Raw genomic sequence first — 18,118 nt, forward strand, 5'->3', positions numbered from 1 at the left:
TACGCGTAATTGGAAAAGTTTCCCTGATGCAGTATGTACTTGTACATATATGCACCAGGGAACTTCTATATTTCAGATTTCTCCACTCAGAAAGGGCTTTGGCATTACTATCGGAAATGCATTAAGACGTGTTTTGATGTCTTCTATATGGGGTAGTGCTATGATTTGCCTCAGAATAGAAGGATTGGAACATGAATTCTCTCAAATACATGGAATGAGAGAAGATACCGTGGATTTCATACATAATTTGAGGCAACTCAGCTTTATTGTAAAAGATGGAGGTACACATAAATGCAGCTTGAAAATATCTAGAGGAGGAGATGTGACTGCGCGTGATGTATCAACTCCTGATGATGTTGTCATAGTTAATCAAGATGCGCATCTGTGTACACTTGCGCCGACGTTTAATGGCGTATTGGAAGTGGATTTCGTAATAAAAGGCGGTTATGGCTACTCTACATCTGATGAAAATAGAGCATTGCATCCAGACCTTTTTCAAGATACTCCGATATATTGCGATTCTTCTTTTTCTCCGGTACGTAATTGTTTCTTTGAGATAGAAGAGGAGATTTTGCATGATACTCTGAAAATTACCTTAGAGACAAACCTTAGTATTGCTGCGGATATTGCTCTTGGAGTAGCTGCTCGTATACTACAACATAATTTTGCGCCAATTATCAATTTTGAGGAATCTAAGAGTGAAGAAAGCGTTTCTAAAACAACTGCGACACAGACATTTGATAAGAAGCTTTTTACTCTTGTGAGTAACTTGCAATTATCTGTAAGATCTCATAATTGTCTATCTCATGCGAATATCAAGTATATTGGAGATCTCGTGATAAGAAGAGAAGCAGATTTATTAAAGATGACTAATTTTGGTAAAAAATCTCTATCTGAAATAAAAGGTGTACTACGTCATCTCGGCTTAGATCTTTGTATGACAATAAGTGGTTGGCCTCCAGAAAATGTGGATGCTATCGCTAAAAGTGCTTCAAGTGACAATAATATAGATTTGTCTATACTATAGGGAAGGTCTTTTGCTTATTGTGGTAGATGCAGTTCTATTTCCGTGGCGAAAGCGCGGCGTGTGTGTAGATTTGTACTTTTCGATAAATTAATGCGTGATTGATGCGTATTTACTCATGCTATAAGAGATGTCTTCTGCAAGCTAATTGCGTTGCTGTATAAATGTAGTGCTATTTCCATAGCGAAAGCGCAGCGTGTGTGTAGATTGACTTTTCGATAAATTAATGCGCGATTGACGCGTATTTACTCATACTATAGAGAAGGTCCTCTGCAAGCTAATTGCGTTGCTATGATAGATGTAGCTCTATCTCCGTAGCGAAAGCGCAGCATTGACTTTTCGATAAATTAATACGCGATTGACGCGTATTTACTCATACTATAGAGAAGGTCCTCTGCAAGCTAATTGCGTTGCTATGATAGATGTAGCTCTATCTCCGTAGCGAAAGCGCAGCATTGACTTTTCGATAAATTAATGCGTGATTGATGCGTATTTACTCATACTATAAGAGATGTCTTCTGCAAGTTAATTGCGTTGCTATGATAGATGTAGTGCTATCTCCGTGGCGAAAGCGCAGCGTGTGTGTAGATTGACTTTTCGATAAATTAATACGCGATTCTAAGAAGAAGATGTTGCAGAAATGTATCGCACAGCGGCTTTGTATATTTTTATCTCTCAAAAAGTGCGATGTTATTTATCACGCGCGATTTTCACTTGATAAAAAGCACTGCATCGTCTTTTCTCATTTGAAATTATGTCATCCTTGAGATTATATACCTACCTTAGACTATGCTTCATATCTTTTTTTAGAATATGTTCTATTACTTAAGATTCTTTCGATGAAAATAGTCTTCTCATTGTATTTGTTAGATGCTAATTAAGAGGATTATGCTGTAATCTGCATAGTTGCTAATATTTGCTCTATAGTACCGTTATAGCATCATAAAGTAGTTTTGGATAAACAGCATTATGTTAGTAAAAATATTCATTTTTTATGTATAAAAGAGAACGCACCGCTTCTAAAGAAAGTATGTTATATGCAGATCTGTAGAAGAGAAAAATTCAAGATTTTTAGAGTTGGAAACTTTAATGAATGTCTCGCGATTCAAATCACAGTGATTTCTATGTCGAATGAAGAAGCGCATATTGTCGCTATTATTGAGTAGATTACTTTCCTTCGTTGAAAAATAAGACAGTATCATGAGTAAATGCGAATTACTTAAGAATTTTTCAACGTCTATAATGCTTCTTCATATGATGCTTTGTCGTACTTTATATAGACAAAAGTACTAAGCGCACAATTATAGAATATGCTTTATATATAGTTGTAGTAATTAGCTTTTCCTAAATTCTTCTTGAATTTGAAATGTTTTCAATATAGACGTAATATCAGTGTAATTATTTTTTGCCGCGACAGACATAGCTGTTTCTCCAGCTTTATTAGCTATTTTCAGCTGTTCTCCACCATATTCAAGTAGTAACGACACCATTTTAATATCTCCGTTCTTTACTGCTAATATTAAAAGAGTATTTCCATTTTCATCCGTAATTGTTGGCTTTATGCCACTTTTGATTATGTACCTAACGCTACTCAGCAGTCCCATTCTTGTAGCATCGATTAAAGCTTTTTCCTTGTTTGTATACATACTAAATACTTGTATACAAAAACTTGTATCGCTTCCTCTCAGATATGAGAGTGGCGTTTTACCATCTTTATCTTTAATCAGAACATCAGCATTATAGTACAATAGCAAAGACGTACATTCTAAATTTTTAGATTTTATAGCGATATGTAACGGTGTTTCTTTATAAGAATTTTGTAAATTTATATCAGCACCTTTTAATACAAGATATTTAGCTGCTTCTACTTTATTATTCTTTACCGCGTACAACAATACGCTATCTCCGCCAGTAAGTTGCGCGTTTACATTACCTCCTTTCTGCAAAAGCGCTGCTATCGCAAAGCAGTCATTCTGAGAAACAGCATGAAACAACATCGTTGAGTATTCTATGCTATAAAATGGACTGACGCGTTGCTCACCAGAAGGTGATACATCATTACTATAGTATTTTCTCGAACTTATATTCTCTAACATTTTTACTTCTTGGCTTGAGACTACGAAATCTGGTAGCGGTTTTGAGTGATTTTTATTCTTAAATCCTACTTTAGGTTTTTCTTTTCCATGAGGTTTCTCTTCTCTATTTGATGTGATATTTCTATCTTCATGCTTAGTAGTATGTTGATGATTCTGTTCTGATTTTGTCATAGAATCAGTTCTATTGACATGTACTGAATTACTTAGCTTTGATTCTTTGCTATTTTTCGCGCTTATTTGCGCATCTGAATTTACGCTTGTGTGATCATCTGTTATTTTTGGCTGCTCTTTTAGATCAGCTTCGATATTGGATGAGTGAGGAACTGCGATAGTAGTTTTCTGTGTGGAAATAATAGTATCGCTTTTTTCGGTAATATTTTGCTTGTGACTTTCTGTCTCTTTTATTTTGGAATCTTTAGCTTCAATTGCGTTGTTATTATTGTCTTTATGAGATTCATCTATTTTTGTCGAATCTTTTGCAATACTATGATCTATTTTTAGTTTTTTTTGCATTTTTTCGTCAATCTGCGTGTCTCTTTTAGAGTCTTTTGCACTGGAACGATCATGAACGTTTGATGCGCCAACTTGCTCCTCGTGGCCAAACTTTTCTCTCATGGATTCTATATTCATGTGCACCTTCTTATGTTTCCGCTTTTCTGAGAAATGTTTTCTTTCTAGATATCTTTTATACTCGCTTTTGCTTTTTGTTGCATTCTTATGAATTTTCTTTATTTCTTGAGGTGGTACATCTTCAGCACAAGCAAATACTGTGAAAAATAAGAAACACAGTTGTAATAATAGACATCTTTTCCACACTACCTTTTTTGTATCTGTTTAATGAATACTGAAACTATTATGAAGTGTTTTGATGTAAAATCAATTATATGTGTGCTTATAGGTAGAGAAACTAATAATTGCTATCTGAAGTCTTATACAATTCCAGCAATATTAAGCATTCTCCGTTATCCATTTTTATTGCGCCGCTGGTGACATCAAATGCAATAACATCACTTGTATCAGTGCGTGCAACGGTAAGGTTCGTATTTACTAGGGGTGCTATGAAATTTTCATGATTATCCATTATTTCCATTGCACCGTTCAAACTTGCAAAACTTACTTTAGATGCGGTGCATTCTGCTATTTTACCATGCGGAGAAGAGATATATATTCTCATGTCGATACATGCCTACGTACTCAGTTCATAATGTAAGCTTATAGCAGAGTACTATAATAATCCACATTGTTTTATATAACTCATAACTTCGTCATATTTGATAATGCCTTCTCTTATTAGTATAGGATTTTTATCGTTCGTAATGTCCAATATTGTGGATGGTATACCATGCACAACCAATTCTTCATCAAGAGTGTGATAGTGCACATTCATATTATCACCGATATGGTGATGCAGCGTTATTTGTTTTTTTAAGTCTTTTAATGAAGTTGCTGGTGTAGCACCAGAGAGATTTGCGCTTGTGCCTACGATAAGCATATTCTCCTTCATACTTTTTAAAGCACGACTGCTATTTGGTATTCTAACTGCCACTTTTTCCTCTGAACTTATAATGGAAGTATGAATGTAATCAATAGCCGCAGGATTAGTTTGTCTTCTTGGAAGAAGAAGTGTGAGTTTACCTGGCCAGTACCGATGGATTAATCTTTCAGCAAGAGTGCTTATTTCAAAGTGTTTAGCAGCTACTTCTACTGATGGTGCGAAAATTGGCACACTTTTATCATGCAGTCGTTTTTTTAGATAGAACAGTTTTATGACTGCATTTATATTTGTCGCATCGCATGTTAGTCCCCATGTTGTATCTGTTGGAAGGCAACATATTTCACCATCCTGTAAATGCAGATGCAAGTCTTCACATGCGCTGAATGAAACTTTCACAGTAAGAAAAAATATGAAGACTCTCGCATCATAGCGCTATATGTGAAAATTTACGATTCTAATCTAAAGCTTCTTCTTTCATTGCAGTTTTACTATCGGTGCTACTGTCCTTCCATGTACTCAAGAAAACTTTTACATCTTTTCCAGTGATAATTTTATTATTATTTGCGAGAAGAGATTGTACAGCATCCATGTACATTTTAGTTTTGATAATATTTTTCGATGCAGCGTACTGCTTTTGCATTAACTCGAATCTTATTTTTTCGCCTAAAGCCGCTTTTATTGTTGATTCTTTATATCCAAGTGAATGTTGTTCTATTTCATCTGCATTTCCTTTTGCTCTATGAAGAGCATCGTTTCTATAAGCTTCAGCTTGGTTAATTAACTTTTGTTGATCTGCTTTTGCAGCTTGTACATCTCTATATGCATCACGCACTTCAGGTGCAACATAACTGTATAAAATACCTAGACTTACCACTTCAATACCACTTTCATAAGAGTTTAAAATATCCTGTAACATGTTATGCGTTTGTTGCTCTATATAACTTCTCCGTTCAGATAGTGCATCATAAAGGCTTACAACTCCTATCACTTGCCTCATAGCGCTTTGTGCTGCTAGTTTTACAGTTTCATTCTCTTTTTCTGTTGTGTTTTTGATTTTGAAAATATAATTTACCGGATTTGATATCTTCCATTGCACAAAAAAGCGCAAATCAACCACATTTTCATCTCCTGTTAGATGGTAACTTTCGCTTGGTAAGCTTTCGTTATTATCAGTATCAGATGTGGTATCAGTTCTTCTTAGTTTCATTATTGTCAGCATTGAGTCTCTGTCTTCCTCTGAACTGACGCTTTGAAATCCTATATGCTCTCTTCTTATTCTCGTAGTATTGACGACATCCAATTGTTCTATTGGTGCAGGTATTTTCCAGTGTAAGCCAGGGCCGCTTATTCTATCATATTTTCCAAATCTCACTATTACTCCTATTTCGTTAGGTTCTATGAGATATAATCCGCTTCCTACAAAAATTATGATGAGGAGTAACGCAATTCCAAGCCAAAATCCGCGCATTCCAGTCAGATTTGGCGCATTCTTTTTGAAGGAATCGTATATCTCATCTAAGAAATTTTTTTGCGAAGACTTAAAATTTGACTTATTATTGTCACTCTTGTTGTCAGTCCACGGATTATCAAAGTTAAAAATTGCGAACATGCGTAGGTATAATTGAATTATTCAGAAGAATAGTATCAATACTGCATACGTGCAACTGTATCTTTAAAATAGTTGACATATCCGCTAACAGTTGTACCATTCGTGGATTGATACATTCAATCGGTAAAATGCTGAAATTAAGCAATCTGTGTAAGTTTTTTTCCGAAGAATTGGTACTTGATAATGTGACGCTTGAAGTAGAAAAAGGAACAATATGCGCTCTTATGGGCGCTAATGGTTCTGGTAAATCTACATTAATGAAATGTATTTCAGGTGAGTATGAGGTTAGCAGCGGAAAGATGTTATTTAGCGGGTGCGATGTTACGAAATCGAATACATTCAGAATGTTGAACACTAGTACCGTAACGCAGGATATTGCTAGTAGTTTAGTTGGTGAAATGACTGTGTTTGAAAACATCTTACTCGCTGTTGGTAAGAATCGAAGTGCAGGATTAAGATTTATTTCTCAAGATAAAGAGATGATATCTGATATCTTATCAGAAGTTGATATGGGGCTAGAAAAACGCATTTATGATAGAGTAGCAAATCTTTCTGGAGGACAAAAACAAGCGATAGCAACTGTTATGGCTATGATTAATATGCCTCCTTTGATATTGTTGGACGAGCATACAAGTGCACTTGATGTCAATACTCAGCAGAAAATACTCTCGTATACACTTTCGAAAAGTAAGAGAAATTCTTGTACAGTTATTATGATAACGCATAGCATTATGGAAGCGATGGAATATGGAGAACGCATTATTGTATTAAGCAAAGGAAAATTGAAGCACGATGTCTCGTTAAGTGAGAAAAGCTCTCTTACTTTTCATGAGTTGTCAGAGTTGTTGCGTGAGTACTGAAAATGACATATATGATTACCGATTTATTAAGTGTAGGTTTCCTACAAAGTTTAATCTTAGCAGTAGTATCGATTGGACTTGCTATTCCGTTTAGATTCATGAAGATACCTGATATGACGGTAGAAGGTGCTTATTTGCTTGGTGGAGCGTTGTGCTGTTCTTTTATAAGAGCACATGTTAATGAGTATATCGCAATAGTTGGATGTTTTATCGGTGGTGGTATTGCAGGAATGTTAACATGTACGATGATATTAAAATTGCGAATTGCATCACTGCTTGCCGGTATTATTACTAGTACAATGCTTTACAGCATATCGTTGTATATTCTAGGAGCGCCGAATGTACCGCTATTTCACTATCATACATCTTTAATTGGTGGAGATTACTGTATGAAAATTGGAATTGTAGCATTTATTCTAATTGCAATATCTGTTGCTTTGATAGCTTTTTTATTTACTGAAAAAGGGCTTAGAATGCGCGCTACGGGCTATAATATAAAATTTGCTAAAAAATACGGAATACCAGTGTCGCAATATTATATTCTTGCACTATTTCTAGGTAATGGGTTAAGTAGCGTCGCAGGCGCTATCACCACGCAAATTCAGTTATATAGCGATATTGGAATGGGCTTCGGCATTTTAGTACATGCACTTGTGTCGTTAATGCTTGGAGAAGTGATAATAGGAGGTATAGGGATTGTTAGACAAATATTAGGACCAATAATCGGCGCAGTCGTATATCAACAAATACAAGGAGTGGCAATGTTAGTTGGAGTTGCGCCATCATGTTTGAAATTGTTGACGGCTTTAATTTTGATACTACTTATTGCAATAAAGAGAAAAGATAAACTACTTCAAGTATAATCGGTTACTGGTGAGCACTGAAAAGTGGTACCTCATTAAAGAGGCTTTTCTTGCATGATGCGTGTTTTATCAAAGTTTCTACGAAATTTAACACTCTGTCATACTGCCAAAGACACCATTCACTTGTGAAATGTGGTATCGCATATATATCAGAGATATATAGATTTTCCTTTTCATCTATAAAAAAGCGAATTTGCGCAGTATCACAGAGTTTATACGTACGACATATGATTTGTACGCTGCGCTTTAGTTGTTCTAGAAGATGTATTGAGAGGTTAGGCTGATACGATAGAACTTTATAGGGTACGTTATTATGAGAGTGAGTAATCCCACCTCTTATTTCAGATTCTACATAACTCATACTAATGATAGTAACTTCTGAATCTAAAATATGAAGTACTACATCAAGTTCTTCCCAGTGATGATATTTCTTCTCTAAACATAACTTATAATTTCCCGTGGTAATGAAAGCTTTCAGTTTCTCGAACTCGTTATAATTATCAAAAGCGTAAAATTGCTGCGATATTTCACATTTCAATGATCTTGCGATGATGATACCTGCACCGAGTAATGTATCGACATCTTCATATTTCGTCTCTTGATCAAGTATGACGTACTTTTTGCTTAGCACACCGAATGTACCCAATACTCTGTACATTATATCTCTGTTATAAAGTCCTAAAGTATCGCAGAGATTGTTTCCAATGTATTTCGTATTTGTGCACTCGATGATACTTTGTAGCATCATTGCGCCTTCATCATGCGGAGATATTAAGGAAAAAACTACTTCATATTTAAGAAAATGAGCGCCTGCAACGAACTTTAAGCCATCAGAAATGAATAACTGTACCTCTTGACAGTTCAACATATTAATATCATTGAACTCCCTAAAAATGTTTAACTCAGAGTGATTGAGAAGATAGCATTTCTTAGAATGTGTAAGTGATACTATTGCAAAATTGATGCCTCCTTTTTGCATGAGATTTGCAACGTTCTGTGCGGAAGCTATAGAAGTGTGATGATTAGAGTTAAAGCCTCCGCACAACAATAGTACGACACCTTGCATCCCACAAAATCACCTATAAAAAGAGTACAATAGTTACATACGTTAATCAAAACATTCGTGCAAGAACTTTCGAACATATGGCCTTGAGAAGAGTGCGTCACTGATATCACGATGTTATGGTATATCCACAATACGTTACGTCATTTTAGATATACTGCTTCATACTAATCATTAAATTAGAATTATGTTATTGTACAATCATTACCATATTCATCAGTTGCAGATACATTGCATTATCTCGCTAAATACCATCAAAATCGGTAATTACGCTAGTACTCGTATGCTACCGGTGCGTAACTTTATCACTGTGCGTTTATGATTCTCCTCAACTTGTAGAAGCATTTCTCCCGCCATATTTATGCCGAGAAATTTCCCTATCTTCGTCGTGTTGTTATTATTTCTCCATGTAACGTCTTTTCCTAGATATTCTGCTCTTTGCATCCATAATTTTTTTATTGGTGTAAATCCGTGTTCTTTCCACAGTTTATACATTTTCCTTAACTCGTATAGTATCCTTTTCTCAAGTTGAATTTTATTTACCTGTAGGCCTTCGTTTTCAATTGATGTGGCTTTATACGGCATATTGCATTGTTCGTGTAATTCAACAAGATTTGGAAAGTGCTTTATATTTATACCAATTCCAACAAGTAGAAACTGATTTCGATATATCTCGCATAATATGCCGCAGCACTTTTTATAATTTAATAAAATATCGTTTACCCATTTATACGATAATCTTATATGTTCTAATGCGCATTCTTGCGCTATTGCTTCTCCTACGGAGATTGCACCAATATAAGAGAACTGCGGTATAGAGTCTGTACTCATACTCGGATCTAAGCGAAAAGCGACAGTCATGAACAAGTTACCGTTCTTTCCTATCCAGCTATTGCTTCCTGTGCCAATGCCATCAACTTGTGCATCTGCAATTACCACAAATTCACGCTCTACCTCGCTGAAAGCAATAAGCTTCCTTGCATACAGTTGCGTGCTATCTACAGTTTTTAACCTAAATATCTGAAAATCCGCATCATACACTACATCGTCAATCTCGGTACTCATATATATGCTACTCCTTCAGTTGCATGCGTACGAATTTTGCTACTTTTACGTTTCCTTTTATATCTGACAGAACTTCAGAAATCTTCTTAGAGTTATCTACGATAAATTTCTGTTCTAGTAGTACTGATTCTTCATACACTTTTTGCATTCTCCCTGCGACGATTTTTTGTATAATACTCTCAGGTTTTCCAGCTTTTTTAGCTTCTTCTTCTGCTGTAGCTTTCTCTTTTTCGATGAAATCGGTAGGTATTGATTGAATATCTACAGAGACAGGAGACGCAGCTGCTATATGCATTGCGATGTTTTTTCCAAGTGTTTCAATTGCTTCGCTTTTTACATCAGAATCGATAGCAACGATGGAGCATATCGTACCGCAATCACTACCCATATTACCGTGAATATATTTGTATAATTTTCCTGAACTATTGGCAATAAAAGTCACTTTACTTACTACGATATTTTCTCTTAAAGAAGCTGCTAATTCTTCAAGAATGTTTCTTACTCCTACTCCGTTATAGGTATATCCAAGAATTGTATCGATGTCGTCGCTAGGGGCATTATTAAGTACTATGTTTGCAATTTGAGAGGCGCCTTTTAGAAAAGCTTCGCTTCTCGCGACGAAATCAGTTTCACACTGTATCCTTGCTACTACCGCTTTCTTTCGATCTTCACTCATGCTAAGGCATACTACTCCTTCCTTTGTTGCTCTATCGGCGTTCTTTGATAGTATCGCAGCACCGCTTTTCTTCAAAAACTCTGCCGCTTTGTTGAGATCGCCATTACATTCTTTTAGCGCTTTTTGACACTCAGAGATTGGCGCTTGAGTCATACCACGGAGAGTCTTGATTAGATCGTTTATATTCATATGCGTTCTATTGACATGTCATAAGTATAGTTTAAGTATAGCACTAACTGCAAATAGTCAAGTATTCTTGAAAAGTGAGCAAGTATAGAAAGTTGTTTTTACCCGCGCAAGATTTCTCTTTGAATGAGAATATACAGCTATCAGATTTGGATTCTAATCATATCAAAAATGTTTTAAGACAGGAGATTGGTGACGAGATACTAGTGCTAAATGAGACTGGAGATAGATGGCTTGCTTGTATCGAGGAAATAAGAAAAAAAGTCATAATTCGGATAACTGAAAAGCTTGAAAATCATAGTATTGGCGCTGTATATGGTAGTACTCATATAATATTCTGCCCTATAAAATCGTATAATCTTCAGTTTTTTATCTCTAAAATTGTGGAATGCGAAGTGGAGAAAGTGACAATTATGTTATCAGAACGTACTGTTTGCAGAAAAATACCGGAAAAAAAGATACCTATTTATGTTAAAGGTGCGGTAGAGCAGTCTGATAATATTAAGATACCTATTGTAAGGATTTCAAATACTTTTGCCGAAGCTGTTAGCGAAGTGATATCTTCTGATGTGCTGGTAGTGTTATTACATACTCAGTTGTTGCAGTACCAACATGTTCATCAGTTTCAAAAATTTCAGCACTTGAATGAGTATGTAGTAGAAAATCATATAAAAGATGTCGTTTTTATCGTAGGAGCCGAAGGTGGATGGTCAGAAAATGAAATGCGTTCCTTTGCATCTTTAGCAAAGCAATCTCCTCATATTGGCGTATGGAAAGTTGGCAATAGTGTAATGAGAGCTGAAACAGCTTTCATGTCAGCGTTGTGTGCTTCCAACATACTTATGAAAAAATGGTAAAATTAGTTCGAATGCGTAATGACTTTAATTACGTCATTTTATAGAATTCAGTCATAATTTTTGAATTGCTGAATTATGGTAAGGACTGCAGTATACCCTGGTACATTTGATCCATTTACAAACGGGCATCTCGGTGTCTTGTTACGTGCCGTTAAACTTTTTGATAAGATAATAGTAGCAGTAGCATCGGATACTGAGAAAAGATTGCTTTTTTCAGTGGAAAAAAGAGTATCTATGGTCAAAAGTACGATTGCGCCGTATCGTGAGATAAATGTCGAAGTCTTACCTTTGCCGCCAAAAGTTTTGGTAAATTTCGCTTATGAGCATGACGTTATCGCGATTGTACGCGGAGTTAGATCTTCGATTGATTTGGAGTATGAGTTTAAGATGGCGCATGTGAATAGCGTTTTAAATAAAGACATCATTACTGTATTCTTACCCTCTGCGAGTGACTCAAACTTCGTTTCGTCTTCCGCTGTCAAGGAAATTGCGAGGTTTAATGGAGAATTAAAGCCCTTCGTTTCAAAGGAAGTTGAAGACGAATTGAGAAAAGCTTATCAAAAATAAAATTAAGTTTTTACAGATTATGCAAGAGTTTCTAGAGCTATTATCCGAAGCACTATCAAATTTTAGAGAAGAAATATGCCGTGTTACGACAACGGAGGAGGTAGAAGGTATAAGAGTGAAGTATTTAGGTAGAAGTGGCGCTATTTCAAGCATTGCATCTTCAATTGCGAAAGTGCGCGATCAGGACAGAAAGCAATTCGGACAGGCAGTTAATACTGCTATCAAAGAGGTAAATGATGCCATTTTAGAGCTGAAAAATCGTTTGAAGGTTTTGGAAGCAGATGTAAAAATGAAGAAAGAAGAAATAGATGTGACAATTCCTGGTAGATTAAGCGGTAATTATATAGGTAGCGAGCATATAGTATCTTCCACAATACAAAATGTGACGGAGATATTTAAAATTTTAGGATATGGCATGTTAGAAGGTACAGAAGTAGAAAATGATTGGTATAATTTTACTGCGCTTAATATGCCAGAAGGACATCCTGCGCGAAATATGCATGATACTTTCTATGTATCACATTCAACTAATGGACTTTTATTACGTACTCACACTACTACTACTCAAATTAGATACTTAAGTGATGAAAAGACTTTACCTTGCAAGAAAGCTTCAATTGGTAAAGTCTATCGTTCTGATTACGATGCAACTCACACACCGATGTTTCATCAATATGAGTGCTTCAATGTACAGTGTGAAAATGTAAGCGTTGTAGATATGATACGATTTGTAAAAGCATTTTTATCAATGTTTTTTCAGACTTCTGATCTTCCAATTAGATTTCGCTCATCTTACTTTCCGTTCACAGAGCCGTCTTTTGAGGTAGATCTAAAATGCTTTATAGATCAGGATAGCGGATCTATTCAGTATCACAAAGAAGGTAATAAATGGATAGAGCTTTTAGGCTGTGGCTTGATACATAGAAATGTACTTACTGCATGTCAGATCGATTCGAAAAAAGTTCGCGGCTTTGCGCTAGGAGGCGGTATAGAAAGGCTTGCGATGCTAAAGCATCAAATTTGCGATATAAGACAGTTCTTCAATTCTGATTATAGGTGGCTTACAGGGTTATAGTAACGTTAGCGCTAAATTCTACTATCTCCGAAGTTTCTTTTCCTTGTTCTGTAGTACAGAATTGCTTCTTCTAGTTCTTTACTACTGAAATCCGGCCATAACGTATCTGTAAAATACAGTTCAGAGAAAGTTGAAAGCCATGTCATGAAACCGCTTAGTCTTTTATCTCCTCCAGTGCGGATCATTAGATCCATTTCGGGGATGTTATGCGGATTGATATATTTATTCAAATCTTCCATTACGAGATTATCATCTCGATGCTTTGCTAGTAATGTTTTTACACCATTGTAGATTTCATGTTTGCCATCGTAGTTTAATGCGATATATAGTCGCATGCTTCCTTCATTTCTAGTTTTCTCCGCTAAAGCAATCTTACTTTTGATAGAATCGCTTAAGCTGCTAATTTCTCCTATAAAGGTGATTTTCACTGTTAAACATACGTCTAGAAGGTTATCGATAAATTGTTCGCCTATACTCATTATCAGATCTACGACGCTTTTATTACGTTTCCAATTATTTATGGAAAATGCAAAGAGAGTAAGATGCTTTATTTCGATTCTTATACATTCTTTGATAGTGTTGATTGCGACTTCCGCTCCTCTCGAATATGAGTCTTTCAGATTGATGCAATTTCTCGTACTCCATCTGCCATTTCCGTCCATTATAATCCCTACGTGCTCAGGAATGCTGTTCATATTATCGTGAGAAAAATGCTTGCATGGAGTAAGTGGTGCGATCGAAAAGACTCGAACTTTCAATTCCTTGCGGAAACAACGACCTCAACGTTGCGTGTCTACCAATTCCACCACGATCGCATTATCTCAGATACTAACCATAAGACTTCAATTCTTCAACTATGATTTTAGCATGCAATCTCTCATTGTGAGTTATGACTTTATAATGCTGTAAAGCGATTGGTATCAGCTTTGTATTCTAGCATTTCACCTGTTGCAATATCAAAAAGCCATCCATGTATGAATAGCTTTTGCTGCATTACTCTTTCTTTTATCCAAGGAAATGTATGAAGATTTTGTATAGATTTTACAATACCGCGTTCTTCACATAGCAAAATCTTCTCCTCTATCGACATCGAAATACCATCATTTTCTACTTCTCTTTTTACATCTTCGAAAATACTCATCCATTTTTCCAAAAATGCCATGCTGTTGTTATTACGATACTTGGTAGTCATAAGTTTTTCGATACCTCCACATTTTCTATGTCCAAGTATTAGTATGTGCGCGATATTTAAAGCAGTTACTCCGAATTCTAATGCTGCACTAGTACCGTGATAATTTCCATCTTTCTCATACGGCGGTACTATATTAGCTACGTTTCGTATTACAAATATCTCACCTGGTGAGCATTGCATTATAATAGATGGCTCTACTCGAGAGTCTGAGCATGATATTACTAACACGCTTGGATTTTGATTTTGTTGATATAACTTACTAAATAATTCTTTATGTTGCGGTAAATAGGTGTTTTTAAAAATGTGATATCCTTCTCTGAGATTCTCGATATTTTTCCTTCTGTTCATACTGTTATGATAATATGATATCTTCGAAACTTTATAAATTTGACCGTGCTTACAGATAGTAGTAGGCTATAACAATAATTTTCGTTTAAAGTCAAATATGTTCTTTATAGATGAAGTGAAGATACATCTGAAAGCTGGTGATGGAGGTAATGGAGCGGTGAGTTTTCATAGAGCAAAGTTTATTGAGTTTGGCGGACCAGATGGAGGTAATGGAGGTAGTGGAGGCAACATAGTTTTGATTGCAGATGATAGTATGACTACGTTAGCTAGTTTTCGTTATAAGCAACATTTCATAAGTACTAATGGTGCTAATGGAAGTGGTAATAATAAGACTGGTGTGAGTGGTGATGATTTAATTATTACAGTGCCGACAGGTACTCAAGTATTTGATGACACATATTCATATTTAATGCATGATTTAGAAAAAGACGGAGAGAGAGTGATGATAGCTAAAGGTGGTTTAGGAGGTGCAGGTAATGCGTGTTTCAAGAGTTCTACGTCGCGCGCACCTACGAAAGCAATAAAAGGAAAAAAAGGTGATACATTTTCAATATGGCTTAGTTTAAAGCTTCTTTCAGATATAGGTATTATTGGACTTCCTAATGCGGGAAAGTCCACATTTCTTTCAATGGTGACTGATGCAAAGCCGAAAGTACGCGATTATCCATTTACTACTCTTTCGCCTCAACTTGGAGTATTTAGAATAGATATGAATACAGAAGTTGTACTTGCTGATATACCTGGACTAATAGAAGGTGCGAGTGAAGGTTTAGGCTTAGGAGATAGATTTTTGAAGCACATTGAAAGATGTAATGTGCTAATACATGTTGTAGATGCCACAGATCAGGATCCAATTGCTTCATATTATACCATACGTAATGAGCTTGCAAAATACTCTCCAACTCTTGTGGAGAAGAAAGAATTAGTAGTGCTTAGTAAATGCGATCTGATTTCAGAGGATGCAGTTACCGTATTGCAAAATACTTTTATAAATAGTATCTCACGTGAAGTAATGCAGTGTACGTATGTAGCACGTGATACAATGCGTAAAGCAATTCTGAAAGCTATAGAATTAATTGAGTGCCATGATTAATAAAATACTTGTAGCGAATAGAGGGGAGATAGCGTGTCGCATAATACGTACTGCTAAGCGTATGGGTATTAAAACAGTTGCAGTCTATAGTGAGAGTGATTTCGATAGCATGCATGTATCAATGGCAGATCAAGCTGTATATATAGGCGCTTCTACAGCGCAGCTAAGTTATTTAAATGCAAAGAAGATATTGTATGCAGTGAAAAGCACAGGTGCAGATGCAGTCCATCCAGGATATGGCTTTTTGTCCGAGAATGCAGGATTTGCAGAGTTAATGCGAAAAAATGGCATAACATTTATAGGTCCTTCTTCGGAATCTATAAGAAAAATGGGAGATAAAGTACTTGCAAAAAAGATAGCTGCAGAAACAGGAGTCAACATAGTGCCAGGTGGACAAGGGCAAGTAAAGAATTTGGAAAATGCATTAAAGATAGCGAAAAAAATAGGCTATCCGGTAATGTTGAAAGCTGCTGCGGGAGGAGGGGGAAAAGGTATGAGAGTAGTCAGTACTCCTGAAAGTATGGAAATGGCTTTTGGCTCTACCAAGAATGAAGCAAAGAATAACTTTGCAGATGAGAGAGTGTTTATAGAAAAATATATTAAAAATCCTAGACATATAGAAATTCAAGTAATTGGAGATACGCATGGAAATTACGTATGTTTATATGAAAGAGAGTGCTCAATACAGAGAAGGCATCAGAAAATTATCGAAGAAGCGCCGAGTATTTTTGTAGATGAGAAAATGAGAAAAAAGATGTATGGACAGTCTATAGCACTTGCTAAAAAAGTTGGATACTACTCGGCAGGAACTGTTGAGTTCATTGTAGATGAGAGGAAAAATTTCTATTTTATGGAGATGAATACTAGATTACAGGTAGAACATCCTGTCACAGAGTTGATCACCGGTGTAGATTTAGTGGAGTTGATGATAATTGTAGCAAGAGGTGAGAAACTGAACATTAAACAGAGTGATATAAAATGTAACGGATGGGCACTAGAGAGTAGAGTATATGCTGAAGATACTCTTTCCGGGTTTATTCCATCTACTGGTAAAATACTAACTTACGTAAAGCCGGAGAAAAAGGATTGGTTAAGAATCGATGAAGGCGTCAGAGAAGGCAGTAGTGTCACTCCTTTTTACGATCCTATGATCAGCAAGGTATGTGTATGGAGTGAAGATCGAGAGAGTGCAATAGAAAAGATGAGGATCGCGCTAAGCGAGTACGTAATCACGGGAGTGTCTCATAATATCAGCTCATTTCTACAAAAAGTGTTCTCTCATCCGAAGTTTATTACTGGCGAGATATCTACGAATTTCATAGATGATGAACTATTTATACAGGAAGATACTTTTTCTATAGAAGATGAGAGAAATGCTGTTTTATTAAGCGCTGCAAGCTATATATTTCTTACATACCATAAAAGAAATCTCGCAACTGCGTATAGAAGAAAGCACGGAGATGTCACTTGGATTGGTACAAGATGGGTGATTTCCATGCGCAATCATCTGTATCCAGTAGTAGTGCATGAGATTCAAGATGGCTATAAGGTTTCCATAGAGAATCGTAGATTTGATATTTCCGCAAAATGGATGGTAGGTAGCCATTTGTTTCAATGTACCGTCAATGAAAAAGAGTATAGTTTACAGGTTATTTCTCATTATAATTCTTCTAGTGTTCAGCTGACTTTCATGGATTTTACTGTAGATACCAAGATATATACTCCGTATGCAGCGGAAATGCTAAAATATATGAAAGAGCCTAAGAGTGATGAAGATTCTGGCAATATTATCGCAAGTATCTCCGGTATTGTAACGAATATCTTGATTCAAGAAGGAGATGATGTTGTGAAAGGGCAGCCTGTAATAGCTTTGGAAGCTATGAAAATGGAAAATGTGTTACATAGTGCAGTAGATGGATGTGTCACTTCAATTAATGTTGAGGTAGGTGATTCGGTTTCAGCTGGAGATATATTGGTAGAGTTAGAGAGTAAAAAGTGATTTGAAGGACTTCCAGTATAGAGTAGTAGCTGTTACAGCTATGAAAGTGC

General features: G+C 36.0%; 17 protein-coding genes and 1 tRNA gene. 8 read left to right on the forward strand and 10 right to left on the reverse strand.

Annotation, left to right across the window (positions count from 1 at the left end; genetic code table 11):
- Positions 1–49 precede the first annotated feature (49 nt).
- On the forward strand, positions 50–1,027 hold the full coding sequence (locus Fsol_RS00880; RefSeq protein ID WP_158521593.1) for a DNA-directed RNA polymerase subunit alpha: 978 nt from the start codon (positions 50–52) through the stop codon (positions 1,025–1,027).
- A 1,331-nt stretch (positions 1,028–2,358) separates the two neighbouring features.
- On the opposite strand, the gene Fsol_RS00890 is transcribed toward Fsol_RS00880, so the two are convergent.
- From Fsol_RS00890 to hflK, 4 genes are all read right to left on the reverse strand, one after another.
- On the reverse strand, positions 2,359–3,750 hold the full coding sequence (locus Fsol_RS00890) for an ankyrin repeat domain-containing protein (RefSeq protein WP_145958098.1): 1,392 nt from the start codon (positions 3,748–3,750) through the stop codon (positions 2,359–2,361).
- Positions 3,751–4,027: 277 nt separating this feature from the next.
- Positions 4,028–4,294, reverse strand: coding sequence for a hypothetical protein (locus Fsol_RS00895; RefSeq protein ID WP_108673029.1), 267 nt, complete (start codon positions 4,292–4,294; stop codon positions 4,028–4,030).
- Between the two features lie 51 nt (positions 4,295–4,345).
- Positions 4,346–4,981: an L-threonylcarbamoyladenylate synthase gene (locus Fsol_RS00900; protein ID WP_158521594.1), complete on the reverse strand. Its 636-nt coding sequence runs from the start codon at positions 4,979–4,981 to the stop codon at positions 4,346–4,348.
- An 88-nt stretch (positions 4,982–5,069) separates the two neighbouring features.
- Positions 5,070–6,224: an FtsH protease activity modulator HflK gene (gene hflK, locus Fsol_RS00905; protein ID WP_108673031.1), complete on the reverse strand. Its 1,155-nt coding sequence runs from the start codon at positions 6,222–6,224 to the stop codon at positions 5,070–5,072.
- Positions 6,225–6,352: 128 nt separating this feature from the next.
- On the opposite strand from hflK, the gene Fsol_RS00910 reads away from it, so the two are divergent.
- Together Fsol_RS00910 and Fsol_RS00915 are read left to right on the forward strand one after the other, a co-directional pair.
- The gene (locus tag Fsol_RS00910; RefSeq protein ID WP_108673032.1) at positions 6,353–7,084 is read left to right on the forward strand and encodes an ATP-binding cassette domain-containing protein; all 732 of its coding nucleotides are present in this window, start codon (positions 6,353–6,355) and stop codon (positions 7,082–7,084) included.
- Positions 7,085–7,086: 2 nt separating this feature from the next.
- On the forward strand, positions 7,087–7,947 hold the full coding sequence (locus Fsol_RS00915; protein ID WP_108673033.1) for an ABC transporter permease: 861 nt from the start codon (positions 7,087–7,089) through the stop codon (positions 7,945–7,947).
- 4 nt (positions 7,948–7,951) lie between these two features.
- Here the strand turns inward: Fsol_RS00915 and Fsol_RS00920 are convergent, their stop codons facing one another.
- The 3 genes from Fsol_RS00920 to tsf all read right to left on the reverse strand — a co-directional run bounded on the left by Fsol_RS00920 (position 7,952) and on the right by tsf (position 10,940).
- Positions 7,952–9,013, reverse strand: a complete 1,062-nt coding sequence (locus tag Fsol_RS00920; protein ID WP_108673034.1) for a hypothetical protein — start codon at positions 9,011–9,013, stop codon at positions 7,952–7,954.
- A 264-nt stretch (positions 9,014–9,277) separates the two neighbouring features.
- Positions 9,278–10,075: a biotin--[acetyl-CoA-carboxylase] ligase gene (locus tag Fsol_RS00925; RefSeq protein ID WP_108673035.1), complete on the reverse strand. Its 798-nt coding sequence runs from the start codon at positions 10,073–10,075 to the stop codon at positions 9,278–9,280.
- 7 nt (positions 10,076–10,082) lie between these two features.
- Positions 10,083–10,940, reverse strand: coding sequence for a translation elongation factor Ts (gene tsf / locus Fsol_RS00930; RefSeq protein WP_108673036.1), 858 nt, complete (start codon positions 10,938–10,940; stop codon positions 10,083–10,085).
- A 119-nt stretch (positions 10,941–11,059) separates the two neighbouring features.
- Between tsf and Fsol_RS00935 the strand changes: the two genes are divergently transcribed.
- The 3 genes from Fsol_RS00935 (at position 11,060) to pheS (ending at position 13,436) form a co-directional block, all read left to right on the forward strand.
- Entirely contained in the window at positions 11,060–11,794 is a 735-nt protein-coding gene (locus Fsol_RS00935) for an RsmE family RNA methyltransferase (protein WP_158521595.1), read from the forward strand.
- Positions 11,795–11,869: 75 nt separating this feature from the next.
- Positions 11,870–12,361, forward strand: a complete 492-nt coding sequence (gene coaD, locus Fsol_RS00940; RefSeq protein ID WP_108673038.1) for a pantetheine-phosphate adenylyltransferase — start codon at positions 11,870–11,872, stop codon at positions 12,359–12,361.
- A 19-nt stretch (positions 12,362–12,380) separates the two neighbouring features.
- The gene (pheS, locus tag Fsol_RS00945) at positions 12,381–13,436 is read left to right on the forward strand and encodes a phenylalanine--tRNA ligase subunit alpha (protein ID WP_108673039.1); all 1,056 of its coding nucleotides are present in this window, start codon (positions 12,381–12,383) and stop codon (positions 13,434–13,436) included.
- 11 nt (positions 13,437–13,447) lie between these two features.
- Here the strand turns inward: pheS and uppS are convergent, their stop codons facing one another.
- The 3 genes from uppS to Fsol_RS00960 all read right to left on the reverse strand — a co-directional run bounded on the left by uppS (position 13,448) and on the right by Fsol_RS00960 (position 14,976).
- Entirely contained in the window at positions 13,448–14,131 is a 684-nt protein-coding gene (gene uppS / locus Fsol_RS00950; RefSeq protein WP_108673040.1) for a polyprenyl diphosphate synthase, read from the reverse strand.
- 33 nt (positions 14,132–14,164) lie between these two features.
- Positions 14,165–14,251 (reverse strand) — tRNA-Leu (locus Fsol_RS00955).
- Positions 14,252–14,331: 80 nt separating this feature from the next.
- Complete coding sequence (locus tag Fsol_RS00960) at positions 14,332–14,976, reverse strand: carbonic anhydrase (protein ID WP_108673041.1); 645 nt, start codon at positions 14,974–14,976, stop codon at positions 14,332–14,334.
- Between the two features lie 97 nt (positions 14,977–15,073).
- On the opposite strand from Fsol_RS00960, the gene cgtA reads away from it, so the two are divergent.
- Entirely contained in the window at positions 15,074–16,069 is a 996-nt protein-coding gene (cgtA, locus tag Fsol_RS00965; protein WP_108673042.1) for an Obg family GTPase CgtA, read from the forward strand.
- Entirely contained in the window at positions 16,062–18,068 is a 2,007-nt protein-coding gene (locus tag Fsol_RS00970; RefSeq protein WP_199405096.1) for an acetyl-CoA carboxylase biotin carboxylase subunit, read from the forward strand. Before cgtA ends, Fsol_RS00970 begins: the two co-directional genes overlap by 8 nt.
- Positions 18,069–18,118 lie beyond the last annotated feature (50 nt).

Source organism: Candidatus Fokinia solitaria, from assembly GCF_003072485.1.
In the GTDB taxonomy this organism is placed as follows: Bacteria; Pseudomonadota; Alphaproteobacteria; order Rickettsiales; family Midichloriaceae; genus Fokinia; species Fokinia solitaria.

Excerpts from the sequence above, each read along its gene's own strand:
- Fsol_RS00880 (WP_158521593.1), top strand. The coding sequence starts at position 50 with ATGCACCAGGGAACTTCTATATTTCAGATTTCTCCACTCAGAAAGGGC.
- Fsol_RS00890 (WP_145958098.1), bottom strand. The coding sequence starts at position 3,750 with ATGAATATAGAATCCATGAGAGAAAAGTTTGGCCACGAGGAGCAAGTT.
- Fsol_RS00895 (WP_108673029.1), bottom strand. The coding sequence starts at position 4,294 with ATGAGAATATATATCTCTTCTCCGCATGGTAAAATAGCAGAATGCACC.
- hflK (WP_108673031.1), bottom strand. The coding sequence starts at position 6,224 with ATGTTCGCAATTTTTAACTTTGATAATCCGTGGACTGACAACAAGAGT.
- Fsol_RS00910 (WP_108673032.1), top strand. The coding sequence starts at position 6,353 with ATGCTGAAATTAAGCAATCTGTGTAAGTTTTTTTCCGAAGAATTGGTA.
- Fsol_RS00915 (WP_108673033.1), top strand. The coding sequence starts at position 7,087 with ATGACATATATGATTACCGATTTATTAAGTGTAGGTTTCCTACAAAGT.
- Fsol_RS00920 (WP_108673034.1), bottom strand. The coding sequence starts at position 9,013 with ATGCAAGGTGTCGTACTATTGTTGTGCGGAGGCTTTAACTCTAATCAT.
- Fsol_RS00925 (WP_108673035.1), bottom strand. The coding sequence starts at position 10,075 with ATGAGTACCGAGATTGACGATGTAGTGTATGATGCGGATTTTCAGATA.
- tsf (WP_108673036.1), bottom strand. The coding sequence starts at position 10,940 with ATGAATATAAACGATCTAATCAAGACTCTCCGTGGTATGACTCAAGCG.
- coaD (WP_108673038.1), top strand. The coding sequence starts at position 11,870 with ATGGTAAGGACTGCAGTATACCCTGGTACATTTGATCCATTTACAAAC.
- pheS (WP_108673039.1), top strand. The coding sequence starts at position 12,381 with ATGCAAGAGTTTCTAGAGCTATTATCCGAAGCACTATCAAATTTTAGA.
- uppS (WP_108673040.1), bottom strand. The coding sequence starts at position 14,131 with ATGAACAGCATTCCTGAGCACGTAGGGATTATAATGGACGGAAATGGC.
- Fsol_RS00960 (WP_108673041.1), bottom strand. The coding sequence starts at position 14,976 with ATGAACAGAAGGAAAAATATCGAGAATCTCAGAGAAGGATATCACATT.
- cgtA (WP_108673042.1), top strand. The coding sequence starts at position 15,074 with ATGTTCTTTATAGATGAAGTGAAGATACATCTGAAAGCTGGTGATGGA.
- Fsol_RS00970 (WP_199405096.1), top strand. The coding sequence starts at position 16,062 with ATGATTAATAAAATACTTGTAGCGAATAGAGGGGAGATAGCGTGTCGC.